This window comes from Aeromicrobium marinum DSM 15272 (assembly GCF_000160775.2).
Classification (GTDB): Bacteria; Actinomycetota; Actinomycetes; order Propionibacteriales; family Nocardioidaceae; genus Aeromicrobium; species Aeromicrobium marinum.
On record NZ_CM001024.1, the window covers coordinates 1,990,709 to 2,014,044 of the forward strand.

Annotated in this window: 21 protein-coding genes; 11 read left to right on the forward strand and 10 right to left on the reverse strand. The window is 72.5% G+C overall.

Annotated features, from left to right (window positions below; translation table 11 throughout):
* From HMPREF0063_RS10080 to HMPREF0063_RS10100, 5 genes are all read left to right on the forward strand, one after another.
* The coding region (locus HMPREF0063_RS10080) for a class I SAM-dependent methyltransferase (RefSeq protein WP_007078562.1) at positions 1-1,154 on the forward strand (1,154 nt) is incomplete at its 5' end.
* Positions 1,155-1,181: 27 nt separating this feature from the next.
* Positions 1,182-1,907, forward strand: coding sequence for a 5-oxoprolinase subunit PxpA (locus tag HMPREF0063_RS10085; protein ID WP_007078563.1), 726 nt, complete (start codon positions 1,182-1,184; stop codon positions 1,905-1,907).
* Entirely contained in the window at positions 1,904-2,500 is a 597-nt protein-coding gene (locus tag HMPREF0063_RS10090; protein ID WP_007078564.1) for a 5-oxoprolinase subunit B family protein, read from the forward strand. The genes HMPREF0063_RS10085 and HMPREF0063_RS10090 overlap by 4 nt, the downstream gene beginning before the upstream one ends.
* Positions 2,497-3,360, forward strand: coding sequence for a 5-oxoprolinase subunit C family protein (locus tag HMPREF0063_RS10095; protein ID WP_007078565.1), 864 nt, complete (start codon positions 2,497-2,499; stop codon positions 3,358-3,360). The genes HMPREF0063_RS10090 and HMPREF0063_RS10095 overlap by 4 nt, the downstream gene beginning before the upstream one ends.
* A 7-nt stretch (positions 3,361-3,367) precedes the next feature.
* On the forward strand, positions 3,368-4,057 hold the full coding sequence (locus HMPREF0063_RS10100; protein ID WP_007078566.1) for a hypothetical protein: 690 nt from the start codon (positions 3,368-3,370) through the stop codon (positions 4,055-4,057).
* Between the two features lie 152 nt (positions 4,058-4,209).
* Here the strand turns inward: HMPREF0063_RS10100 and tsaD are convergent, their stop codons facing one another.
* Positions 4,210-5,256 carry a tRNA (adenosine(37)-N6)-threonylcarbamoyltransferase complex transferase subunit TsaD gene (tsaD, locus tag HMPREF0063_RS10105; RefSeq protein ID WP_040320235.1) on the reverse strand — a complete coding sequence of 349 codons (1,047 nt, stop codon included), beginning with the start codon at positions 5,254-5,256 and terminating at the stop codon, positions 4,210-4,212.
* Positions 5,257-5,335: 79 nt separating this feature from the next.
* Between tsaD and HMPREF0063_RS10110 the strand changes: the two genes are divergently transcribed.
* Positions 5,336-5,836, forward strand: a complete 501-nt coding sequence (locus tag HMPREF0063_RS10110; protein WP_040320236.1) for a DinB family protein — start codon at positions 5,336-5,338, stop codon at positions 5,834-5,836.
* Between the two features lie 18 nt (positions 5,837-5,854).
* Here HMPREF0063_RS10110 and HMPREF0063_RS10115 read toward each other — a convergent pair whose 3' ends face one another.
* Together HMPREF0063_RS10115 and HMPREF0063_RS10120 are read right to left on the reverse strand one after the other, a co-directional pair.
* Positions 5,855-6,157: a DUF427 domain-containing protein gene (locus HMPREF0063_RS10115; protein ID WP_040320237.1), complete on the reverse strand. Its 303-nt coding sequence runs from the start codon at positions 6,155-6,157 to the stop codon at positions 5,855-5,857.
* Positions 6,158-6,214: 57 nt separating this feature from the next.
* On the reverse strand, positions 6,215-6,976 hold the full coding sequence (locus HMPREF0063_RS10120) for a lysophospholipid acyltransferase family protein (protein ID WP_007078570.1): 762 nt from the start codon (positions 6,974-6,976) through the stop codon (positions 6,215-6,217).
* 121 nt (positions 6,977-7,097) lie between these two features.
* On the opposite strand from HMPREF0063_RS10120, the gene HMPREF0063_RS10125 reads away from it, so the two are divergent.
* From HMPREF0063_RS10125 to HMPREF0063_RS10145, 5 genes are read left to right on the forward strand one after another with little or no spacing between them, the layout of a single operon-like run.
* The gene (locus HMPREF0063_RS10125; RefSeq protein WP_169309976.1) at positions 7,098-9,209 is read left to right on the forward strand and encodes an acyltransferase family protein; all 2,112 of its coding nucleotides are present in this window, start codon (positions 7,098-7,100) and stop codon (positions 9,207-9,209) included.
* Complete coding sequence (locus HMPREF0063_RS10130) at positions 9,206-10,087, forward strand: glycosyltransferase (protein WP_007078572.1); 882 nt, start codon at positions 9,206-9,208, stop codon at positions 10,085-10,087. Before HMPREF0063_RS10125 ends, HMPREF0063_RS10130 begins: the two co-directional genes overlap by 4 nt.
* Before the next feature lie 20 nt (positions 10,088-10,107).
* Positions 10,108-11,244, forward strand: coding sequence for an NAD-dependent epimerase/dehydratase family protein (locus HMPREF0063_RS10135; RefSeq protein WP_007078573.1), 1,137 nt, complete (start codon positions 10,108-10,110; stop codon positions 11,242-11,244).
* Positions 11,241-12,326 carry an acyltransferase family protein gene (locus HMPREF0063_RS10140; RefSeq protein ID WP_007078574.1) on the forward strand — a complete coding sequence of 362 codons (1,086 nt, stop codon included), beginning with the start codon at positions 11,241-11,243 and terminating at the stop codon, positions 12,324-12,326. The genes HMPREF0063_RS10135 and HMPREF0063_RS10140 overlap by 4 nt, the downstream gene beginning before the upstream one ends.
* A 48-nt stretch (positions 12,327-12,374) precedes the next feature.
* Positions 12,375-13,478 carry a glycosyltransferase family 4 protein gene (locus HMPREF0063_RS10145; RefSeq protein WP_007078575.1) on the forward strand — a complete coding sequence of 368 codons (1,104 nt, stop codon included), beginning with the start codon at positions 12,375-12,377 and terminating at the stop codon, positions 13,476-13,478.
* Positions 13,479-13,480: 2 nt separating this feature from the next.
* On the opposite strand, the gene HMPREF0063_RS10150 is transcribed toward HMPREF0063_RS10145, so the two are convergent.
* From HMPREF0063_RS10150 to HMPREF0063_RS10180, 7 genes are all read right to left on the reverse strand, one after another.
* Positions 13,481-15,409, reverse strand: a complete 1,929-nt coding sequence (locus tag HMPREF0063_RS10150; RefSeq protein WP_007078576.1) for a DUF6541 family protein — start codon at positions 15,407-15,409, stop codon at positions 13,481-13,483.
* 36 nt (positions 15,410-15,445) lie between these two features.
* Positions 15,446-16,708, reverse strand: coding sequence for a hypothetical protein (locus tag HMPREF0063_RS10155; RefSeq protein ID WP_007078577.1), 1,263 nt, complete (start codon positions 16,706-16,708; stop codon positions 15,446-15,448).
* A 16-nt stretch (positions 16,709-16,724) separates the two neighbouring features.
* The gene (locus tag HMPREF0063_RS10160; protein WP_007078578.1) at positions 16,725-17,096 is read right to left on the reverse strand and encodes a DUF2304 domain-containing protein; all 372 of its coding nucleotides are present in this window, start codon (positions 17,094-17,096) and stop codon (positions 16,725-16,727) included.
* Positions 17,093-17,830 (reverse strand): glycosyltransferase family 2 protein, encoded by a 738-nt coding sequence (locus tag HMPREF0063_RS10165; RefSeq protein WP_007078579.1) that lies wholly within the window; start codon positions 17,828-17,830, stop codon positions 17,093-17,095. The genes HMPREF0063_RS10160 and HMPREF0063_RS10165 overlap by 4 nt, the downstream gene beginning before the upstream one ends.
* Positions 17,831-17,864: 34 nt before the next feature.
* Positions 17,865-20,579: an LGFP repeat-containing protein gene (locus tag HMPREF0063_RS15820; RefSeq protein WP_169309977.1), complete on the reverse strand. Its 2,715-nt coding sequence runs from the start codon at positions 20,577-20,579 to the stop codon at positions 17,865-17,867.
* Between the two features lie 84 nt (positions 20,580-20,663).
* Positions 20,664-21,590 (reverse strand): glycosyltransferase family 2 protein, encoded by a 927-nt coding sequence (locus tag HMPREF0063_RS10175; protein WP_007078581.1) that lies wholly within the window; start codon positions 21,588-21,590, stop codon positions 20,664-20,666.
* Entirely contained in the window at positions 21,584-23,224 is a 1,641-nt protein-coding gene (locus tag HMPREF0063_RS10180; protein WP_050760940.1) for a glycosyltransferase, read from the reverse strand. Before HMPREF0063_RS10180 ends, HMPREF0063_RS10175 begins: the two co-directional genes overlap by 7 nt.
* Between the last annotated feature and the right edge of the window lie 112 nt (positions 23,225-23,336).

A 23,336-nucleotide genomic window follows, 5' to 3' on the forward strand; every position in this document is an offset into this window, starting at 1 on the left:
TGGACCTGGCGACGTTCGAGCAGCTGCTGACGCCCGCCGGGCAGGCCCTGCTGGCCGAGATCGCCCAGCGGGCCGGCGTCGAGTCCGACCTCGGCCTCGGCACCCGGCTGCGGCGCCACCACGACGCCGGTCTGGTCGCCGCCGCCGTCACGCAGAACCACCTGCGCGGGAGGGCGGCATCGAAGTTCGGTCCCGACGCCGCGCACCTGTACTTCACCCACGACGCCCTCGAGCAGTCGACCCGGCGGCGGGTCGCCGACCATCGGGCGGCCCGGCTGCGGGCCGCTGGGGTCGGACGGGTCGTCGACCTGGGGTGCGGGATCGGTGCCGACCTGATCGCCGTCGCCCGCACCGGCATCGCGGTCCGCGGGGTCGAACGCGACCCCGTCCGCACCGCCGTGGCCCGCGCCAACCTCGCAGCTCTCGGACTCCCCGGCACCGTCGAGGTCGGCGACGCCACGTCCGTCGACCTCGCCGACGACGAGGTCGCCTTCGTCGACCCGGCCCGCCGCGACGGACGTGGACGGGTCTTCGGCACCGACGGACTCCAGCCGCCGTGGGAATGGGTCGCACCCCTGCTGGACGGTCGCGCCGTCGCCAAGGTGATGCCCGGTATCGCCCACCGCGACGTCCCGGCCGGCGTCGAGGCTGAGTGGGTCAGCGACGGTGGCGACCTGGTCGAGGCGTGCCTGTGGGGTCGCGCGTTCGCCCGCGACCGCCGTCGCGCCACCCTGCTGCCGTCCGGTTCCTCCTTGGCGCACGCGGGCGACGAGGCGGCGGTGGCCCCCGTCGGGACGCACCTCTACGAGCCCGACGACGCCGTCATCCGCGCCGGGCTCGTGGCCGAGTTCGCCAGCTCGATCGGCGGCTGGCTGCCCGACCCCCACGTGGCGTTCGTCAGCACCGACCGGGCCGTGAGCACGCCCTTCGGCCGCGGCTTCCGGGTCGTCGACGAGCTGCCGTTCCGCGAGAAGCAGCTGCGGGCCGCCCTGCAGGTCCGGCGCATCGGCACGTTGACGGTCAAGAAGCGCGGCGTGGACGTCGTCCCGGAGGTCCTGGTGAAGCGGCTCAAGCTCGACGGCCCCCACCCGGCGACCGTCATCCTCACCCGGGTGGACGGCGCCGGCCGCGCGTTCCTCGTCGAACGACTCTGACCCGGTCCACGCGGCTAGGGTCGGCCCATGGACCCGCTCGAGCCGCCGCGTGTCGACCTCAACGCCGATCTCGGCGAGTCCGTCGAACGCTGGGAGTCCGGTGAGGACCTTGCGCTGCTCGACGTCGTCACCAGCGCCAACGTCTGCTGCGGTGCCTACGCCGGCGACGAGGGTCTGATGTTCGCGACCTGTCTGGCAGCGGCGGAGCGCGGCGTGGCGATCGGCGCCCAGGTCGGCTACCCCGATCGCGAGGGGTTCGGCCGGCGGCCGCAGGACCCCGACCACGACGAGCTCGTGCGGCAGGTGCGCGAGCAGGTCGACCTGCTCGCCGAGATCGCCGACGAGACCGGCGCGACCGTGGCCTACGTCAAACCGCACGGCGCGCTCTACCACGCCGTCACGTCCGACGAGGCACAGTCGGCGGCCGTCGTGGAGGCCGTCGCCCCCTACGGGCTCCCGCTCCTGGGGCTGCCCCATGCGCTGGCACTCTCCCGCGCCCGCGCCGAGGGCCTGCCCGTCGTCGTCGAGGGGTTCGCGGACCGCGCCTACACGCCCTCGGGCGACCTCGTGCCCCGCTCCGACCCGGGCGCGGTGCTGCACGACCGGGCCGCCGTCGCCGCCCAGGCGGTGCGACTGCTCGGCACGGTGGACTCGATCTGCCTGCACAGCGACTCCCCCGGCGCCGTGGATCTGGCCGGGGCCGTCCGGGCGGCACTGGAGCGGGCGGGCGCGACGATCGGACCGTTCGCGTGAGGGTCCTGCCGTGCGGCGACCGGGCGGTGCTGCTCGACTGCGCCGACCTGGAGGAGGCACTGGGCTGGTTCACGGCGCTGCAGGACCGGGCGGAGGCGGTGGTCGGGGCGCGGACCGTCCTGCTGCGGGGGCAGCCGGACCAGCTGCGCCGCCTCGTCGCTGCGTCCGCACCCGCGCCTGCGCACCAGGTCGCGCCGACCACCGTGGTGGTGCCGGTGAGCTACGACGGCGCCGACCTCGACGAGGTGGCCACGCTGACCGGACTGACCCCCGACGAGGTCGTCTCCGCACACACCGGCGCCCCGTGGACGGTCGCCTTCAGCGGCTTCGCCCCCGGGTTCGCCTACCTGGCCGGCGGTGACCGGCGGCTCCACGTGCCGCGCCGCGCGACGCCCAGACCGTCGGTGCCGGCCGGCGCGGTCGGGCTCGCCGGCGAGTTCTCCGGCATCTATCCGCGCTCGTCGCCCGGCGGCTGGCAGCTGCTGGGTCGGACCGACACCGCGATGTGGGACCTGGACCGTGACCCGCCGGCCCTGCTCACCCCGGGCACCGTCGTCCGCTTCGAGGCCGCGGACGGACCGGCGTCACCATGAGTCTCGTCGTGGAGTCGGCCGGTCCCCTGACCCTCGTGCAGGACGCGGGCCGGCCCGGCCACACCGGGTGGGGCGTGTCGGCGTCCGGCGCCTTCGACCGTCCGGCGATGCGCCAGTCCCACCACGTCCTGGGCAACCCCGCGGGCGCCGCCGTGCTCGAGACCTACGGCGACCTGGCCCTCCGGGCGGCCCGCCGCCACGTGGTGGCCGTGACGGGAGCACCCGCACCGGTCCTGCTCGACGGACGGCCGGTCCCCCAGGGCCGTGCACTCACCCTGCCGCGGGGATCGCTGCTGAGGGTGGGCCCGGCCTCACCCGGCCTGCGGCTGACGGTCGGCGTCGCCGGCGGCATCCGCACCCCGGTGGTGCTCGGGTCGCGCTCGCGAGACGTCCTGGCCGACCTCGGGCCCGACCGGCTCGCCGACGGGGCGGTCCTGTCGGTCGGACCCGCTCACCCCACCCCTCTCGTCGACGACATCGTGCCCACCGTTCGGTCGGGCTGCATCGACCTCTCGGTGACGCCCGGTCCGCGGGACGACTGGTTCGTCGAGGGGGCCCTCGAGCAGCTCCTGACGACCGGGTGGGCCGTGTCGCCGCAGTCGGACCGCATCGGCGTCCGCCTCTTGGGACCGCCGCTCGTCCGGTCCCGCACCGCCGAGCTCCCGAGCGAACCGGTGGTGCGCGGGAGCATCCAGGTGACCGCCGCCGGCCTGCCCGTCGTGCTGGGTCCGGACCATCCCGTCACGGGGGGCTACCCGGTGATCGCGGTGGTCGACGACGCCGACACCGACCTGCTGGCCCAGGCCCGACCCGGTCAGGTGGTGCGGCTTCACCGCCGGCGCCCCGGTGCGGGTGCATGATGAGGCGATGAGAGACGTCCGGCGCCTCGTCGTCACCCTCGTCATCGGCTCCTTCTCCGTCGCGGCCGCGCTCGGCATCCTGGCCCTGCTCACCGGTGGTGACGGTTTCGGCGAGACCCAGGGTCGGGTGCTGCTGACCACGGTCGTCGTCGGGGTGGAGTCCGTGGCCGTGCTCTGCTACCTCGCGGTCGCGGGACGACCCGCTGCTTTCGTGGGCGCCCTCGGGGGTGTGGTCTCGCTGGTCCCGACCGGCCTGGCCCTGTGGCTGACGTGGGGCGGGTCGGACACCGCTGCTCTCTTCGAGGTGTTCGGCGTCTCCGTCACGATCGCCGCGTCCCTCGCCCAGGCCTGCCTGCTGATCGCGCTGGCCGGCCGACACCGCTTCGGGGCCGGGTTGACCGGCACCCTGGTCGCCATCACCGTGGTGGCCGCCATGATCTGCCTCGCGATCGTCGCCGGTGAGGACCTCGGCGACTGGTACTGGCGCCTGTTCGGAGTGGTCGCGATCCTCGACGTGCTGGGCACCGTGGTGCTGGCGGCGACCGGGGCCTCCGGGCGCCGAGCACGACCCGTTGCAGGCGAGCCGGACCTGCTCAGCCCGGCGGCCCGGGCGCGGCTCGTCGAGGCGGCCCACCGGCGCGGAACGAGCCCCACTCAGGTGCTCGACGACGCGCTCGACGCCCTGCTCGGCCCCTGACCTCTGGACCCCTGTCCTGCACCCTGGGCGGTAGGTGAGCAACCGAACCCACGACGGGTCGGTGGCTGAGCAACCTCATGGCACGGTCGAAGGGTTGCTCACCTACCGCCTCCCCCGGCGAGAGGTTGGTGACCTACCGCCCCGGGGCAGGGTCAGCCGGCGACCACCTGGGTGACCGGGAGGCCGGAGTCCGCCGGCAGATCGAGCGACGACGGGCGGTGCCCCCGGCGCACGACCTCGGCCCCGAGCGCCGCGACCATCGCACCGTTGTCGGTGCACAGGCCCATGCGCGGCACCCGGATCTCGATGCCGGCCTCGGCGGCCCGCTGCTCGGCGTAGTGCCGCAGGCGCGAGTTGGCCGCGACGCCGCCTCCGATCACGAGGGTCGACACGTCGTGCTCGAGGCAGGCCTCGACGGCCTTGCGGGTGAGCACGTCGCAGACCGCGTCCTGGAACGAGGCCGCCACGTCGGCGACGGGCAGCTCACGTCCGGCGAGCGCCTCGCGCTGGACGTGCCGGGAGACCGCGCTCTTCAGGCCCGAGAACGAGAAGTCCCAGCGGTGCCGGGCCTGGTCGCGGGCCGCCGTCAGCGCCCGCGGGAACGCGATGGCGGTGGGATCACCGTCGGCCGCGATCCGGTCGATGTGCGGCCCGCCGGGGTAGGGCAGGCCGAGCAGCCGGGCGACCTTGTCGAACGCCTCGCCCGCGGCGTCGTCGATGGTCTGCCCCAGCAGGGTGATGTCGCAGGTGATGTCATCGACCAGCAGGATCTCGGAGTGCCCACCGCTGACCAGCAGGGCCGCCACCCGGCCCTCGATGCGGCCGTGCTCGAGCTGGTCGACCGCCACGTGGGCGGCGAGGTGGTTGAGCCCGTAGAGGGGCTTGTCGTGCGCCAGCGCCAGCGCCTTGGCCGCCGCCACGCCGACCAGGAGGGCTCCGGTGAGACCCGGGCCGCAGGTGACGGCCACGGCGTCGACGTCCTGGATCCGGACCCCGGAGTCCGCATAGGCCTGCTCGAGGGCCGGCACCATCGCCTCCAGGTGGGCGCGGCTGGCCACCTCGGGCACCACGCCGCCGAACCGCACGTGCTCGTCGACGCTGGACGCCACCACGTGCGCCAGCAGCTCGGTGCCCCGGACGATCCCGACGCCGGTCTCGTCGCACGAGGACTCGATGCCGAGCACCAGGGGTTCAGTCACGGCCCCAGTGTCTCAGGGCACTGCACCCCACCGCGCCGGGTCCCGGGGTCCCGACGGTCCGATGTGGGACGGTGGCCCGATGGCCCGCACCGACACCCCGCCCGCCGGCGACGAACGCTCCGTCCTGTTCCAGATGCTCGAGTACGTCCAGCAGACGGCCCTGTCGAAGGTGCGAGGACTCGACGACGAACAGGCCAGGCGAGCCCCGGTGGCCACGTCACCCCTCACCACCCCCGCGTCGCTGCTGCACCACCTGAGGTGGAACGAGCACTACTGGGTCGAGGTCGTGCTGCTGGGTCGCGACGACCGAGCTCCATGGTCCGACGAGCATCCCGACGGGGAGCTGGAGGAGGGTCTGGTGCTGCCGGTCGACGAGATCGTCGCCGGCTACGGGGAGCAGGTGCAGCTCTCCCGGGCGCTGCTCGCCGAGCTCGACCTCGACACCGAGTCCGCCGAGCCCCTGCGGGACTTCCACCCCAACGTCCGCTGGGTCGTGCAGCACCTCGTGGAGGAGACCGCGCGCCACAACGGACACCTCGACCTGCTGCGCGAGATGATCGACGGGTCCACCGGCACCTGAGGTGCTGCCGGGGCGGGCCTACTCGCTGATCTTGACCTTGCGGTCGAAGGCGACGTAGCCGCTGTAGTCGGACCCGACGCGGTCGAACGAAGCCTTGATCGGGTCCGGGTACGACCACGCGCCGTCGGGCAGGGTGTCCTCGCCCAGACCGACGTTCCAGTACTGCGCGTCACCCTTCCACGGGCAGCGGTACGCGGTCGGGCTCTTCTCGAACGCGCCCTCGGTCAGGCTGGAGGGCGGGAAGTACCAGTTGCCCTCGATCTGCACGAGCTCGTCGGTGGGTGCCTCTGCAAGGACGGTGCTGCCGAGTACGGCCTTCATGTCAACCTCCTGGGTCGACCTCAGTCTGCACCCGAGCGGCAAGCGGTGCAGCCCGGATCAGTCGCCGGCCTCACGGGCGGCCCGACGCGCCTCCTTGGCCGCCTTCTCCTCGGCGTCCAGACGGGCGGCCTCCTCCGGCGTGGGGGCGGTTCCGCCGTACCGGGCGGGCGCCCACCACTGGCCCTCGGGCCGGATCGGGTACTCGTGGATGGCCTTGTCCAACAGGGCCGACATGGCCTCTCGCAGCTTCGCCGTCTCGGCGACCGGGTCCTCGCCCGTGACCTCCAGCGGCGCCCCCACGTGCAGGGCGATCGTGCGCCCACGGCCGAAGATGTCGGACTCCTGGTCCTTGGTCTTCAGCAGCTGGGTGCCCCACGTGACCATCGGGATCAGGGGCACCCCGGCCTCGGCGGCCATGCGCACGGCACCGGTCTTGAGCTCCTTGATCTCCATCGAGCGACTGATCGTCGCCTCCGGGAAGATGCCGACGATCTCGCCGGACCGCGCGTACTCGACGGCCGTGCGGTACGACGCCTCGCCGTTGGCCCGGTCGACCTCGATGTGGTGGAACGAGCGCATGAGGGCCCCGGTCTTTCCCTCGAACGCCTCCTTCTTGGCCATGAACCGCACGAGCCGCCCGCTGGGCTGGGCCGCGAGTCCGTCGAAGACGAAGTCCACGTACCCGATGTGGTTGGCGGCCAGGATGGCGCCGCCCGTGCGCGGGATGTGCTCGGTGCCTGACGTCTGGAACTTCATGCCCAGCACCTTGAAGAGCGTCTTGGCGGTGACGATGACCGGCGGGTAGGTGATGTCGCGCATGGCCCGAGCCTAGTGCACACGCGTGCACCGAGCCGGGTTCGGCGGTACCCGGCCGGACCTCGGGCCCCGGACCGGTCGCGTCGCGCCGGCCACGACCCGGACCGGGGTAGCCTCCTTGTCTGTGCCAGCAGCCGTTCCCCGTCCGTCAGCCCCCGCCGGAGGGGTGCGCACCGAGATCCAGGCGCTGCGGGCGGTCGCGGTGCTGGCGGTCGTCGGGTACCACCTGTGGCCCAACCGGCTGCCGGGCGGGTTCGTCGGCGTCGACGTGTTCTTCGTCGTCTCCGGCTTCCTCATCACCGACCACCTGCTCCGTGAGGTGGCGACGCGGAACCGGGTGCACCTGCCGACGTTCTGGGCCCGGCGGGCCAGGCGTCTGCTCCCCGCCTCCTTCGTCACCATCGCGGCGACGGCTGCCGCCGTGTACCTGTGGGTTCCCGAGAACCGCTGGCCACAGTTCGGTCGCGAGCTGCTGGCCTCGGCGTTCTACGTCGAGAACTGGGAGCTGTCGCGACAGGCGGTCGACTACCTGGCGCAGTCCAACGTCGTGTCACCCAGCCAGCACTTCTGGTCCCTGGGGGTCGAGGAACAGTTCTACCTCGTCTGGCCCGTCCTCATCGGCGCCGCGACCCTGCTCGCCGTCCGCCTGCGGCGACGCCCCGACGTCGTGGTCGCGGCCGCGCTCCTGCTCGTCTTCGCTGCCAGTCTGGCCCACTCGGTCGACCTCACCCCGAGCGATCCCGGCCGGGCCTACTTCTCGACCTTGACCCGCGCCTGGGAGTTCGCGGCGGGTGGCCTGCTGGCATGGCTGGGCCGCCGGGTGGCGCTCGAACGTGTCGGCGGGGCCGGCCTCCGCTCGGCTGTCTCCTGGGGCGGCTTCGCGGCCATCGGCGTCTCCCTGCTCGTGATCGACGGCAGCACGCCGTTCCCCGGGTACGCCGCCGGACTCCCCGTGCTCGGCACGGTCGCCGTGATCCTCGCGGGTGCGCCGTCGTCGCGCCTCTCCCCCGCACCCCTGATGGACCGGCGACCCGTCCAGCTGCTCGGGGACGTCTCCTACGGCGTCTACCTGTGGCACTGGCCCCTGATCGTGCTGCTGCCGTACGTCACCGGTGCCGACCTCGGGACGACCGACAAGCTGGGGATCCTGCTGGGATCGGTCCTGCTGGGCTGGCTGTCCAAGACGCTGGTCGAGGACCGGTTCCGCTCACCGGGTCCGCCGACCGGCGGGTGGACGGGTCCGAGCCGCACGTTCGCGACCGTCGGCGCCGCCTCGGCCGTCCTGGTCGTCTCCTGCCTGGCCCTGGTCACCTGGACACCGGCGGCCCTGCCCGACGCCCGCGAGGTCGCCGCCACCCCGTGCCTGGGCGCGAAGGCCCTGCTCGACCCGGGGTGCGACGGGCGGATCGACGACGCGCTGGTCACGGAGGCCGCGGCCTTCGCGACCGATCTCGCCCCGGCCGACATCAGTGCCTGCGAGACGTCCGCCAACTCCCGGACCTACCGCCGGTGCTCCTTCGGCTCGACCGACCCGGCCGCGCTCGGGGTCGCGCTCGTCGGCGACTCCCACGCCACCCGCATCGCGGACGCGGTCAGGACCACCGCCGAGTCCGAGTCCTGGCGACTCTCCACCTTCCTGGTGTCGGGATGCCCGATGCTCGCGCGCGAGTGGGTCGGCTCGACCTGGGGGGCGGACGCCACCTACTCCGAGATCTGCCGCACCACGGCCGTGCGGGCCCTCGACGAGGTCGCCGCCGACCCGACGATCGACGTGGTCGTCGTCACCAACCGCACGCGGCTGTACCTCTCCGAGGACCCCGACCTCTGGCCGCTCACGGCCGCCCAGGTCGCCGATGTGCTGACCCGGTTGCAGCAGGCCGGCAAGGCCGTGGTCGTCCTGCGCGACACCCCCGAGATGCGCGGCGTCCCGGTCGAGGGCGGCGTCGGCGCCGTGGACTGCCTGCTGCAGACCGACGACGCCACCGACTGCTCGGTGCCACGGGCGGAGATCGCGTTCGACGACCCGCTGCGGACCGCCGGCGAGATGACCGGGTCGCCCGTCGTCGACCTCGACGACCTGGTGTGCGACGACGCACGGTGCTTCACCCAGATCGGCGGCATCGTCGTCTACACCGACGACAACCACCTCACCACGACCTTCGCCCGCACCGCCCAGCCCACGATCGCCGCACGGCTCACCGCTGCCGTCGAGGCGCTCGGGAAGGACCCGTCATGACGCTCGACATCCTCATCCCCTACTGGGGCGACCCGGACCTGATGATCGCCACCACGGCGTCGGTCGTCGCCCAGGACGACCCCCGGTGGCGCCTGACGATCCTCGACGACCAGTACCCCGGGGACGAGGTCCGCACGTGGGTGGAGTCCCTCGGGGACGAGCGCATCACGTACCACGTGAACGAGCGCAACCTCGGCATCACCGACAACTACCGGGCCGCGGTCGGTCGGGCGACGCAGTCGCACCTGACCCTGCTCGGCTGCGACGACCTGCTCCACCCGGGGTACGTCGGACTGATGCGGTCACTGGTCGAGCGGCACCCCGACGCCGACGTGTTCCAGCCCGGGGTGCAGGTCATCGACGCGGACGGGACCCCGGTCCTGCCGTTGGTCGACCGGGTCAAGCAGCGGCTCCTGACGCCGCGCCGGGAGGTCGAGCTGCGCGGCCCCGACATGGCCACGAGCCTGATCCGGGGCAACTGGCTCTACTGGCCGTCCCTGACCTTCCGGACCGAGACGTTGCAGCGCATCGACTTCCGGGACGGCCTGCCGATCATCCAGGACCTGGCCCTGCTCATGGACATCGCGTTCGAGGGGGGCGCCCTGGTGTACTCGCCGGTCACCGCCTTCTCCTACCGGCGTCACTCCGGCAGCGCCTCGCAGAAGACCATCGTCAGCGGCCAGCGGTTCCGGGACGAACGCACCTACTACCGGACGGCCCGCGAGCTCGCCCGGCGGCTGGGCTGGAGGCGCACCGCACGGGCCGCCCGCTGGCGCCTGCTGTCGCGCCTGCACGGACTGGCCGAGCTGCCCGGCGTGCTCCGGTCGCGCAGCCGCGCCGGGATATCATCGACCGTGGCCCACATCCTGGCGCCGTGACGACCCACCCGAGGAGCTCCATGCCGTCGAACGTCCTGATCACCGGTGGCGCCGGGTTCATCGGCTCCCGCCTGGCCCGCCGGTTCGCCGACGACGGCCACCGCGTCACGATCCTGGACACGTTGTCCCCCCAGGTCCACGGCGCGGACCCGGCCCAGGACTCCCCCCTGCTGAAGGCGGCCGCGGAGGTCGCCGAGGTGGTGCAGGGGTCGGTCACCGACGTCGACGCGTTGCGCCGTGTGCTCCCCGACCAGCACGTCGTGGTCCACCTGGCCGCCGAGACCGGCACGGGACAGTCGATGTACGAGATCGACCGCTACGTCGAGGCGAACATCGGCGGCACGGCGAAGCTGCTGGACCTGCTCGCCAACGAGCCCCACCACGTCGGGCGCGTGGTCATCGCGTCGTCCCGGTCGATCTACGGCGAGGGCGCCTACCGCAGCAGCGCCGGCGAGATCGTCTACCCCTCGCACCGCGACGACGCCGCCATGGCGGCGGGCGACTTCGACGTGCACGCGCCCGGACACGACCCGCTGACCCTCGTGCCGACCGACGAGTCGGCGCGCCTGCACCCGTCCTCGGTCTACGGGATCTCCAAGCAGGTCCAGGAGTCGCTCATCATGACCGTCGCGCCGACGATCGGCATCGAGGGGGTGGCGCTGCGGTACCAGAACGTCTACGGACCGGGCCAGTCGCTGAAGAACCCCTACACGGGCATCCTGTCGATCTTCTCCACCCTGATCCGACAGGGCCGTGAGATCAACATCTTCGAGGACGGTCACGAGAGCCGGGACTTCGTCTACATCGACGACGTCGTCGAGGCCACGTACCTCGCCTCCACGGTGCCGGGCGCCGCCCACCAGGTGATGAACGTCGGCAGCGGCGTCGCGACCTCCGTGCTGGAGGTCACGGCCGCACTGCAGGCCGCCTTCGGGTCCGACGTTCCGGTGCGCGTGTCCGGCAACTACCGGCTGGGCGACATCCGCCACAACGTGGCCGACACCACCCGCCTGGCCGAGGTGCTGGGGTTCACCCCCGCCGTCGACTTCGCCACCGGGGTCGGTCGCTTCGTGGAGTGGGTCCTGACCGAGCCCGTCGAGGAGGGCGGGTACGAGAAGTCGCTGCAGGAGATGGCGTCACGCCGGCTGTTGAAATGACCGCCGCGACCGCTGCCGAGGGGCTGCCCCGCACGTTCGACCCGCGCACCAACAGCCTCAACCTGTTCCGCCTCGTGCTGGCGGCGATGGTGCTGTTCGCGCACGCCTTCTACCTCGACGGCCGGGGCATCGGACCGCACATCCAGGGTGAGAACCTCGGCGGTCTCGCCGTCGGGGGGTTCTTCGTCCTCAGCGGCTTCCTCATCACCACCAGCCGGTTCCGCAACGCGGTCGGCGACTACATCGTGCTGCGGGTCGCCCGGATCTTCCCCGCCTTCATCGTCTGTCTCGTCCTCACCGCCACGGTCCTCGCCCCGTTCGCCATGTGGTGGGAGTTCCGCTCGCTCGACGGCTACCTCACGACCGGCCCCACCCCGGCGTCCTACGTGTGGTCCAACGCCGGCCTGCTGATCAACCAGTACGAGATCGGCCGGTCGCTCGAGTCGGTGCCGTACCCGCGGGTGTGGAACGGCTCGCTGTGGACGCTGTACTACGAGTTCGCGTGCTACCTGCTGGTCGGCGTGATCGCCGTCGTCGGGGTCGTCCGACGGTCGCCGTGGCCGCTCGCCGCGATGTTCGCCCTCAGCGTGGCGGTGTACGCGACCGAGACGCAGTGGGCCGCCCTGCAGCTCGACGAGCGCTTCTTCCTGCTCGCCAAGCTGTTGCCGTACTTCCTCGGCGGCGCCGTCGCCTACTTCGTGGTCGCCCGGTTCGGCGTGCCGCACGTGGCCGGGGCCACCGCCCTGGTCCTCGCCGTGGCGAGCATCGTGCTGGTGCCCCGGGTCGGTGGCCAGCTCGCCGCGCCGTTGCTGGCGTGGGGTCTGCTGTGGCTCTCCACCGTGGTGCCGCAGCCTCGCTGGGTCGCCACGAACGACATCTCGTACGGCTTCTACATCTACGCCTGGCCCGTGCAGCAGCTCGGCGTGCTCGTCGGTGTCTCCTCGCTCGGCTTCGTCGCCTACCTGCTGCTCACCGCGGTCGGCACCGCGGCCCTGGCTGCACTCAGCTGGTTCGCCGTCGAGCGGCCCGTCATGCGGGCGGCCCACACCCGGCTGCGAGCGACCCGACCCGCTCGGGCCTGACCCCGGGCGCCGCGCGGCGGGGCGGCAGCGTCTCGATACCCTGCCGCCATGGCCACCATCCTCGTCGACCTGCTGTCGCTGACCGGTTCGAAGGGCGGGATGGAGGTCTACACGCGCGAGCTGTACCAGCAGTTCGCCGTCCAGGCGCCTCAGCACGAGTTCGTCGGGTTCGCCAGCACCGAGGCCGCCGCGATGGACCTCACCTGGTTCCCCGGCAGGATCGTCGACTCCGGGATCAGCGGGGAGAACCGGCTGCAGTGGGCCCGGGGTGAGCTGCTGGCCGTGAACCCGGCGGCGCGCCGCGCGGGAGCCGACCTCATCCACTCCCCTGCGACGCTCGGACCGCACCGCCGCGACATCCCGACCGTCGTGACGATGCACGACATGCTCTACTGGTCGCACCCCGAGTTCATGTCGACGCCCCTGTACACCGCGCCGGTCAAGCTCATGGAGCGGATCGTCTCCCGCCGGGCCGACCGGGTCGTCACGATCAGCGAGGCCTCGGCGGAGGCCATCGGCCGGTACCTGTCCGTGCCGCGCTCCCGCATCTCGGTGATCCACCTGGCCGGACGGGCGATCGCCGGGGTGGACCGTGACCGCCACCGCCCCGACCAGCCGCTGCTGCTCGGCACGGGCAACCGGCGACCGCACAAGAACTGGGAGACGCTCGTCCGCGCACTGGCCCTGATCGACCCGCCCCAGCGCCCCCGCCTGGCCCTGACCGGCAGCGGTCCCGACGATCCGATGATCGCGCTCGTGGCCGAGCTCGAGCTCCAGCCGTGGGTGGAGCTGCACGGCTGGATCGAGGAGTCCGAGCTGGCCGACCTGTACTCCCGGGCGACCCTGCTCGCGACCCCGTCGTTCTGCGAGGGGTTCTCGTTGACGCCCGTCGAGGGGATGCTGTCCGGGATCCCGGTGCTGATCAGCGACATCGCCGTCCACCGCGAGGTGGCCGGCGATGCGGCCGTCTACGTCGATCCGTCCGATCCGGCAGCCATGGCGGCCACGATCGCCCGGGTGGTCTCCGACCCGGCGCTCCTGGCCGAGCACGCGCGCAAGGGCCTGGACCAGGCGTCGCGGTACTCGTGGGAGGACACGGCGCGACGAACCCTCGCGGTGTTCGACGAGGTCCTGACCGCGTCAGGCCGCTGATCTCAGCAGCCGACGACCCGGTACAGCACGGCCTCCCCCTCGCGGTCGATCTCCTCGACCGCGTCGGAGCGCTCCAGGTTCTCCAGCCCCGGATAGGTGACCTCGTAGTTGTTGATCTGCTGCTCGCCGAAGTCCAGGACGAAGTCGACGCCCAGGCGGTCGATCGCGGCACACGTCTCCGACCCGGGGGTGGCGAACCGCAACGACCGGTTGACGCGTGCGGTGTCGGCACCGATGTCCATGAGCAGGTGCGGCATCAGCACCCGCCGGTCGGCCAGCGCCAGCGCCAGGCCCGCGCCGGTGTACGGGCTGCCGGCGATCACCGAGTCCGGCGGCACCAGGTCGGGGACCCGTTCCAGCAGACGGGACTCGTCGGGGGTCAGCAGCCACGCGTCGTCGACCAGGGCGAACGACCGCTGCGACTCCGTGGTGATCTGTCGCAGCGGGCCGCCGACGTGGGTCGCCACGACCAGGGCCACGACCCCCACGACGGCCACGACGGCGCGAGCACGGGGGCGGTCGATCCTCTGGTCGCGGTCCCGCAGCCATGCCCGGCCGCGGTCGTGGACCGCCTCGGCCCCGCGTGCCGCCAACGGAATCATCGCCAGGGGCACGAGGGCGGCCAGCCGCGGCGGGTTGTTGTACCAGGGGCCGACGAGCAGCGTGCGGAGCCAGTCCTGCTGGGAGCCGGCCGCCAGGACGTAGAGGAGTCCGGCGATCACGAACGCACCGCTCGCCGCCGCGCCCGCTCCGCGACCGCCCCTCAGCGACACCACGATGCCCAGGAGGGTCAGCAGGGCCAGGGCGATCGCGACCGGCATGCCGTACACCGACGCGGTGAGGACCTCACCGACCGCCTGTCCCGTCGTCACGATGGTGGGCCAGTAGATCTGGTCGGCGGGCGGACGGATGACCCGGACGGCCACGAGACCCAGCACCAGGTAGGCCGCCACCGCGGCCACGACCGGAACCCGACGCGACGGGTGCCGGAGATGCCGGACGGCGACGACGGCCGCCACCGGCACCGAGAACGCCAGGAGGGCCACCAGTGCGCTCGGGTGAGCCACGGCCATGCCGGGGACGACTCCCACCAGCAGCAGGGCGCAGACCCCTCGTGGCGGGCCGGTGACGCCCACCCCCGCTGCTCGGGCGAGGGCCGCCACCGCCAGCGGGAGCACGGCACCGGACAGGAACAGCGGATACAGGATCCCGTAGGTGAGCAGCAGGAACGGGAAGGCGGCCGTCGCGGCCGCCAGGACCCCCGCTGCGACGGTCAACGCTGCCGACGTGCCGAACCAGGTGCGGGCGAGGACGACGACGGACAGGGGCCACACGACGCAGGCCACGACCAGCGTCACCGCCGTGACGGCGACCGGGACGCCGGCGCCCGTGAGGTCCGCGACGAGGCTGACCACGGCGTGCCAGGCCGACGGGTAGAAGCCCAGGTTGCCCTCGGGGGACGTCATCCCCCCGACGGTGAACGGGGACGCGCTCCCGGTCTGCAGCACGTACTGCACGGCGTTGAGGTGGAAGATGTTGTCGTACGACTGCGAGACGGCGTCGGGCCGTTGGAGGATCAGCCACAGACGACGGCCGATCAGCCCGGCGGCGAGCCCCACCGCCAGCAGCACGGGCCACGGGCCCGCTGCGCCTCTCGGCTCGTCGCTCCCCCATCGCCCGACGAGGACACGACGGCCGGCCGCCAGCACGACGGCCGCTGCCGCCGTCATCACCACGACCGGCACGACCGACCACGTGACACCGCCCCACTCGGCCACGACCGAGGCGGTCGCGACCGTCGTCACCGACAGCGGCGCCGTCGCCGCCGCGAGCCAGGCCCCCCGCAGACCTGCTGCGGCACCCAGGACGAGTCCGGGCACGCCGAGGAGGGCCAGCGTCGCCGCCAGCGGGAGCACGACCTCGGACCACATGCCCACACCCGTCCTCTCTTCGTCGGCCCGACGACTCTAACGCCCGGCCGGTGACGAGCCTCGATCGGCGGCGGCGACGCGCCGCAGCACGGCGGCGATCGCCATGCCGGCGAGCGGGCCCCCGATCATCGAGAGGAGCGATCGGGCCCCCAGGCTTCCGGGCACGAGCACCAGCAGCACGGTCGCGACGGCCGAGACGGTCCACATCGTGACGTAGTCGCGATGGTGCGACCGTCCCAGCAGCGCCGAACCCACCAGGACCTGCACTCCGAGCAGACCTGCTCCGACGACGACTCCTGCCACGAACCACGGCTCGATCGCGTAGGAGCCGCCCGTCACGGTGTCGAGGACCGCCGGCCCCACTGCGGCGGCGGCGCCGGCGGCCACCACCGTCACGACGAGGATCAACGACCCTCCTCGGCGGAGCACCTGGACGGCCCGGTCGTGCCCGTCACGGAACCTCACGAGCAGGAATCCCTGCAGGGCCAGGATCGGCACGATCAGTGGCGCCCTGGCCAGGCTCGTGACCATGACCAGCTCGGCGAGCCGTTGAGGGGTGGTGTCACGGGAGACGGCCGCCATCACGGCCGGCATCCCACTGACCATCACCCCGAGCGCGGAGCTGGCCACCACGGCGCCGAGGACCTGACGCACCAGCTCGCCACGTCCCACGTCGAGCGTGAACCGGCCCCGACCACGGCTCCAGGTCGCGAGGCCCACGGCGACCGCCGCGACGAGGAACGGCAGGGCCATCGCGGCGAACAGCTGGGGCCTCGCCGCCGTCATCAGCAGGGCCGACACGACCAGCAGGGTCCGGACCGCACTGTCCGTCAGGGTCAGGCCGGCCACCGCACGCCAGCGTTGGAGGCCCTGCAGCACGCCGCCCACGAGGGTGACTCCGACGTAGCCGGTGCCCGCCAGCAGCATCCACCCGGCCGCCCCGCCCACGGGACCGTCGGTGCCGTCGATGACGACGACCGAACCGGCCAGCACCGCGAGCGCTCCGACGACGACAGCGGCCAGGACGGCCAGGTCCGCCGCTCCGGCCACACCGTCCTCGCGGGCGGTGCCCGCCGGTCGCACGGCGCGCGTGACGGCGTTCTGGATGCCGGACAGCAGGGTCACCATGACGTACATGGCCGACCAGAACGTGCCGAACGCGATGTAGAGCCCGGGGTCGTCGAGCGTGGCCGAGGCGACGACCTGGATGCCGTACCCCGCCACTCCGGCGCCCGCCGTCGCGAACAGCACCCACCCGACACCGGGCACCGTGCGGCCGGACCCCGGTTCGGAGGTCATCGGACGGTCCGCGCCATCAGTCGTTCGGGGGGCGCCGACGGGCGGCCTCGGCCGCGAGCAGCCGGTCGAGGGCGGCGCGGTTGATCGCGACCTCCTCGGCGACCCGGCGGATCTCCTCCTCGGCCCGGGAGAGCTCCCAGGACAGGTGCAGGGCCACCGCGAGCAGCAGACCCAGCGCGAGGGTGAACAACAGGTTCGCCGGCACCTGGACACCCACCAGCTCCGCCATGATGACCAGCAGTCCGGGCCAGATGCTCAGCACCAGGACCGTGAGGCCGATCAGCAGCCACATGACGGCGTACTTCTCCCGCAGCTGACGCCGCAGCAGCAGGCTCACGATGATGCCGAGGATCACGACCGAGAAGCCGATGGCGAACACGATGATCATGCGGTCACCTCCGCGACCGCGCCGCGGCGTGGGCGGCGCATCAGGGCCAGGGTCAGGGCGAACATCGAGCGCAGCAGGTAGACGGCCGACCCGACGAACCCCTGGCTCGGGGTCCCGTGCAGTCGCGGACGCATGGCCACCGGGACCTGGACGACCGTCAGCTGCTCGTGCAGGGCGGCCACCAGGGAGTCGACGGTGTCACCGAGGTACTCCGCCGGGTAGTACTGCACGTACTGGTCGATCGCTCGTCGGTTGGCGGCTCGGAAGCCCGAGGTCACGTCGGTCAGGCGGACGCCGGCGACGCGGGACAGGATGCCGGCGAGCATCACCATCGCCCACCGTCGAGGTCCGCTGACCTCGTAGTCGCCGGTGTCGGCGAACCGGGCGCCGATGCTGATGTCAGCCTGCTCGAGTCCCGCCAGGACGGTCATGATGTCGGCCGGGTTGTGCTGACCGTCGGCGTCGACCTGGATCGCTGCGGGGTACCCGTGCCGCTGGGCGTAGGTGAAGCCCGCTCGCATCGCCCCGCCGACCCCCAGGTTGAAGGGCAGGGTCAGGACCGTCGCACCCGCTGCGGCCGCCACCTCGGCGGTGGCGTCCCGTGAGCCGTCGTCGACCACCAGCACGTCGCAGGCGAAGCCCTGGGCGTGGATCTCGGCCACGGTCGAACCAACGTTCTGTTCCTCGTTCCACGCCGGCACGATCACCAGGAACCGCTCCGCGTCGCCCGTCATGATGGACCGAGGGTAACACCGGGGACGCGGCCCCTCACTCGACCAGGTACCTGCCGTCGGCCAGCAGGACGAGGGTCCCGTGCTGGAACTTCTGGGACCAGCGGCCGGGACCCGCGACCTCGGGTCCGACCGGCCAGCCCAGGGATCCCTGCACCCCGCCGCGACGCTCGTGCTCCGCCCCGATCGCGCCCCAGACGGCCGCGGCCCCGAACGGGGACACGTAGAGGCGGGCCCCCTCGAAACGCTGGACGTGGCCGACGCCGACGGACCGCTCGGACTCCAGCGGCAGACCGAGCCGTCCCGCCTCACCGCCGAACTGGCTGAACATCGTGCGCAGGTAGCCCCGGACGACATGCGTCCCGGTGGGGGTGGTGAAGAACGTCGCCGACCGGAACACCTGCTTGGTCGCCCCCGACGCCGTGGTGGTCGACGGGGCGATCGGCACGCCGATGCGGGGGTCCCCCTCGGCGCCCGCGGCCACGTAGGCCTCCCAGATCCGGCCGGAGACCAGCGACCCGGGTGATCCGTCGAGGGGGAGGTAGGCGGCACCGCGCTCGAAGTTCTGCTTCCACGCGCCGGCCACCAGCTGCTCGTCACCGGTCGGGAACCCCACCGCGCGGGGTCCGCCGAGCCCCACGTACACCGTGCGCAGTCCGCCCCACACGTGACCGACCGCGCCACCCGGGGTCGAGGACGTGAAGACCGTGCCGCCCTGGAACTCCTGTCGGGCGCCGCCCGGCTCGGCCGTCGGTGAGGACACCGGCCAGCCCAGCCGGCCGGTGGGGCCGCCCACCCGCGCGTAGTGCTGGGCGGTCCGCGAGTCCATCGCCACGAGTGCCGAGGTGCCGCACCAGATCTGGCCGCCCTCGAAGTCCTGGACGAACCCCGGTCCGACCGGTCGCTCGCCGCTCGTCGCGCGACCCAGGAAGCTGGACGCCCCTCCGAGGGCGTCGTAGTGCCGGCGGATCGCACCGCGCACGCCGGCGACCTCGCCGGACGACGAGCCGGTGAAGGTCACCGTGCCGAAGCGCTGCGACCACGACGAACCCGTGCGGCGCACCTCCTCCACCGGGAACCCCGTGGCCGCGACGCCACCGGCCGCCGACATCGCCGTCCGCGCATCGGTCACGGCGAAGGTCCCGGCCTCGGAGGCGTAGACGGTGCCGTTCTCGAACTCCTGGCTCCAGCCGCCGGTGGGGTGCCAGACCTCCGGGCCGCGCACGGCCCCCAGCTCGCCGTCGATGCCGCCGGAGCTGACGTAGTAGGCGCCGATCAGGCCCTTCACCAGCCACGTCGACGGGCCGGCCTTCTGGATCCAGCCGCCGTCGAAGACCACGTGGGTGCCGACGCGGTCCGGGGTCACCCCGCTGCCCGGCCACCCGAGGAGTCCGGCCGGACCACCCTGCGCCCGGTACAGGTCGGCCAGGTCGGCGGTCAGGACGTGCACCGACTCGTCGTCGCGCGCGTAGATGGTGCCGCCGTCGAACTCCTGGCGCGACCCCTCACCGACGGGAACGGCCCGGCCCTTGGGCCAGCCCAGCACACCGCCGACGTTGCCCAGCTGCTCGTGCGGCACCACCATCGGCGGCGCGACGGCGGCCGTCCCGATGCCCGACTTGGCGAAGATCCGCCCGAACTCGAAGTCCTGGTAGGCGCCCCCGACGATGGAGTACTCGGGCCCGACCGGCCAGCCGAGACCGCTGGCGATCTCGCCGACGCCGCGGTACTCGGTGCGGATGCTGCCGCGGACCGGTGCCACGGTGCGGCCCGCCCTGAGGAACAGGTCGGCGCCCGTGAACCGCTGGAACCAGCCGTCGGCGGTGCCGGTCATGGGCGAGGTGGGCACGCCGACGACACCCGACGCCCCACCGTTGGCGACCCAGTAGTCCCGCAGCGACCCGGTGACGGCGATGCCGGACGGGGACCCGAACCACTCGCTGAAGAAGGTGTAGAAGTTCCGGTTGCCGTACGCCGAGCAGGCGTCCCCGGTGCCGCGACCGGCCGCCAGAGCGGCGGCGTTGGGCTGGTAGGGCGTGTAGGTGTACAGGTTGGAGGTCGCCCGGTTCTCGATGAAGACCGGGGCTCCACCGCAGGAGGCGTTGGGGTGGTACCGCACGGTGACCGTGCGGCCCGGGGCGTAGGCGGTGTACAGACCGCTGCGCTCGTAGCGTCGGAACTGCAGCGCCGCGGAGTAGATCTGGTTCTGGAGTCCGAAGTAGGCCGAGTTGCACGCGGCCGTGTCGGGGCAGGCGAATCCCATCGCCTTGTCGTAGCGCACCTGGGTGGGTGACGTGGCCGTCACGAGCCCCTGCTCCTTCTGGAGCATGACCAGCAGCACCTGGGGGTTGATGCCGCAGGACTGGGCCGACTTGACGATGATCTGCGCCGCGGTCTCCCGGGCCGAGGCGGCGTACCCGTTGCAGTAGGCATCGGCGGGCCGTTGCGTCGTCGCCTGGGCGTAGGCCTTAAGGCACGTGTAGCCCGTGACGCACCGGGACACCTTGCCGTCGAGGAAGCTCTGCACGGCCGCGGCCGACATCGTCGAGGAGTTGAAGAACACCTGGTCGCTGATGATGTTCCCCGGCTGGAACCCCACCACCGGAGCGGCCGACGCCGGCGACGTGACCAGCACGGCCGGCGACATCGTGGCCACCGCGGTCGCGGCCGCCACCAGCCACCCCCACCGCCGACGCGCGGCCGAGGCTCGGCGTCGCTGTGACGCGTGTGACGGCTGAGGCTCATGGGGCATGAGGACATCCTGAGGCATCGAGGCGTGTCGTGTCACCCGAAATCGATCTCAGGGTGGTAGGAGGGCTCGCGGTCCGGCGACCCGTCAGGTGCGTCGACGATCCGTCAGCTCGGCCGGGGTGGGCTCGGGGTAGCGGATCGGCGGGTTGAACCTGATCCCCTTGGCGTACTGGCGGAACATCTGCAGCCGCAGCCGCCACGGGACCCGGCCGCCCCGGAAGTTGACGGCCAGGCGGGCCCCGAACTCGAGGAACTTCAGCAGTCCGCCGTGGTGCAGCAGCCAGGAGGCCTCGTTGCGGATGCCGTAGGCGAACTTCCAGGCGTTGTCGGTCGACACCATCGAGAAGTTCACCCCCTTGTTGTCGCCCATGTCGTGGACGACCTCGCTGTCGAGCACCTGGACCCCGGGGCACTGTCGGGTCAGACGCAGGGTGTACTCCCGGTCGTCGAACCAGATGAAGTACTCCGCGTACGGCAACCCGTGCTCGGCCAGGACCCAGCGGGGCACGAGGACCGACACGAACGAGCAGGCCGTGACCATGACGTTGCGCTGGCCACGCACCAGCAGCCGTCCCCAGTCCCAGGTCGGCACCGGGTTGTTCATCTCGCAGATGGTGCCGTCGGTGAAGGTCACCACCGAGCACGCGAAGGGCACGTCGGGGCCGAGCTCGTCGACGGCGGAGTCCAGACCGTCCACGAGACGCTCCAGCGCCTCGGGCCTGGGGTAGCAGTCGTCGTCCATGATCCACACGTGGTCCGCGCCCAGCGTGTAGCCCTCGGCCATCCCGCGCGAGAAGCCACCGGCACCGCCGAGGTTCTCCGGCATCGAGACCACCTTCAGCGGGACGCTGGTCTCCAGCGTGGCCAGGTAGTCACCGGTCCCGTCGGTCGAGGCGTTGTCGACGACGACGATCCAGGCCGGCGGCAGCGTCTGCGCCTGGAGCGACGTCAGGACCGTGCGGAGCTTGTCGAGCCTGTTGAACGTGACGACGACGGCAGCAACCATCACCATGTCGAGACCACCTCTCGGAACCAGTCGTTGGCGGACGTGTGGGTGAGCAGCCTGCGCTCGGCGGTGCGTTCGGTCTCCCAGAGCAGTCGGCGCGCGGCCTCGTCGTCGGCGAGCTCGCCGATCAGTCGGGCCAGGGCCGGCACCGCCCGGTGGACGTTCCGCGGGACCAGCGCCTCGCGCGGGACGAGGTCGGACTGCGCACCCACGTCGGTCGAGATGACGGGGACACCGTGGGCCACCGCCTCGAGGGTCGTGAGGGTGAGTCCCTCGTTGTGGGAGGTCACGGCGAGCAGGTCCGAGTCCTCCAGCGTCCGCACCACGGGGACGTCGCCGGAGCGTCGTTCGAGGACGTCCTGCAGTCCGGCGCGGTCGACGAGGTCGTCGACCCAGGGGGCCAGCTCGCCGTGGCCGTGCAGGATGAACCGGACGTCGGACCCCCGGGACCGGGCCCGCGCGGCCGCGGCCACGAACACCTCGGGGGCCTTCTGGCGCGCCAGGCGGCCCACGAACGCCACGGTGAACGGTCGCCCGTCCGGACGGGGCCGGAAGGCCTGGTCCGCGGCCTCGACCGTGAGACCACCGAGCGGCGCCATCACGACCTTCTCGGCCGGGACCCGCTGCGTGTCGACCATCCAGGCGGCCAACGACGGCGAGATGACGTGGTGCAGGTCGATGGAGTGGTCCGCCAGCACGGCGCTGACCGGGAACCCCCCGCCCCGGTACTCCACGATGTGGGTGGAGTCGACCGTCGGGACGTCCGGCCGGCTCAGCTTGACGAAGGGCAGCCGGTCGTACAGCCACTGGCTGTGGTGCACGACCACGCCGCGTACGTCGAAGGTCTCGAGCACGGCGCGCAACAGCTGCTCACCGCCGGGCGTCTGGGTGAGCGCCGTCGGCTCGGACAACGGGAGCAGGACCGCACCCTCCAGCTCCGGGCGGGTGATCCACTCGTGGTGCGAGTCGCGGCTGGTGAGCACGACGGGCAGGAGGCCCGCCTCGCGCACGAGCCGCACCGTCTCGAACGCCCACCGCTCGGCGCCGCCGATCTCGAACCAGTGCATGCCGACCAGCACCGCCCGGGGAGCGCCGGGGGCCACCGGGCCGGCCGGCACGACGGTGTCCTCCTCGTGGTCGCCGCCCGGCGCGAAGTCGTCGGTGTAGACCCGGCGCCGACGCGGCCGCGTGATCGACCACCGGTGGCGCAGCGCCTCGAGGTCGCGCAGCTCGTCGTACCACAGCGGTGCTCGTCCCCGCGCTGATCGCAGGATCCGCCCGCGAAGGTCACCGGGCTGCACCAGCAGGGGCTTCTCGACCGCGGTGGCGTCGTCGGACAGCAGGACGTGCCGGGTGTCGCCCTCCAGCAGCACCCGCTGCCGGCTGTCGGGCACGGGGGCCGGCGACACCTGCAGGTCGTTGCGGATCCTGAGCGTGAGCCGGCGCCGACGGTACAGGCGGCTGCGGCCGTCGAAGCTGCGGTCGTCGGTCGTGCGGGGGAAGTGCTGGCCGTCCGGGTGGTACACGTGGACGGTCAGCTCTCGTCCGGGAGCCATCAGCGCGTGGGCGTTGCAGGCACCCGCGAGGATGGCCCATTCGCGGGCGGAGAGCTCCTCGAGGCGCTGGCCCCCGTCGGTCACCGTGAAGAGACAGGCCTGTCCGAGGATGGTGGTGAGGGTGGAGATGATGACGCCTCGCGCGGTCCGGTGGGATGGGTCTCTGGGCGGGCCCAACCTACCACCGCGATCACGC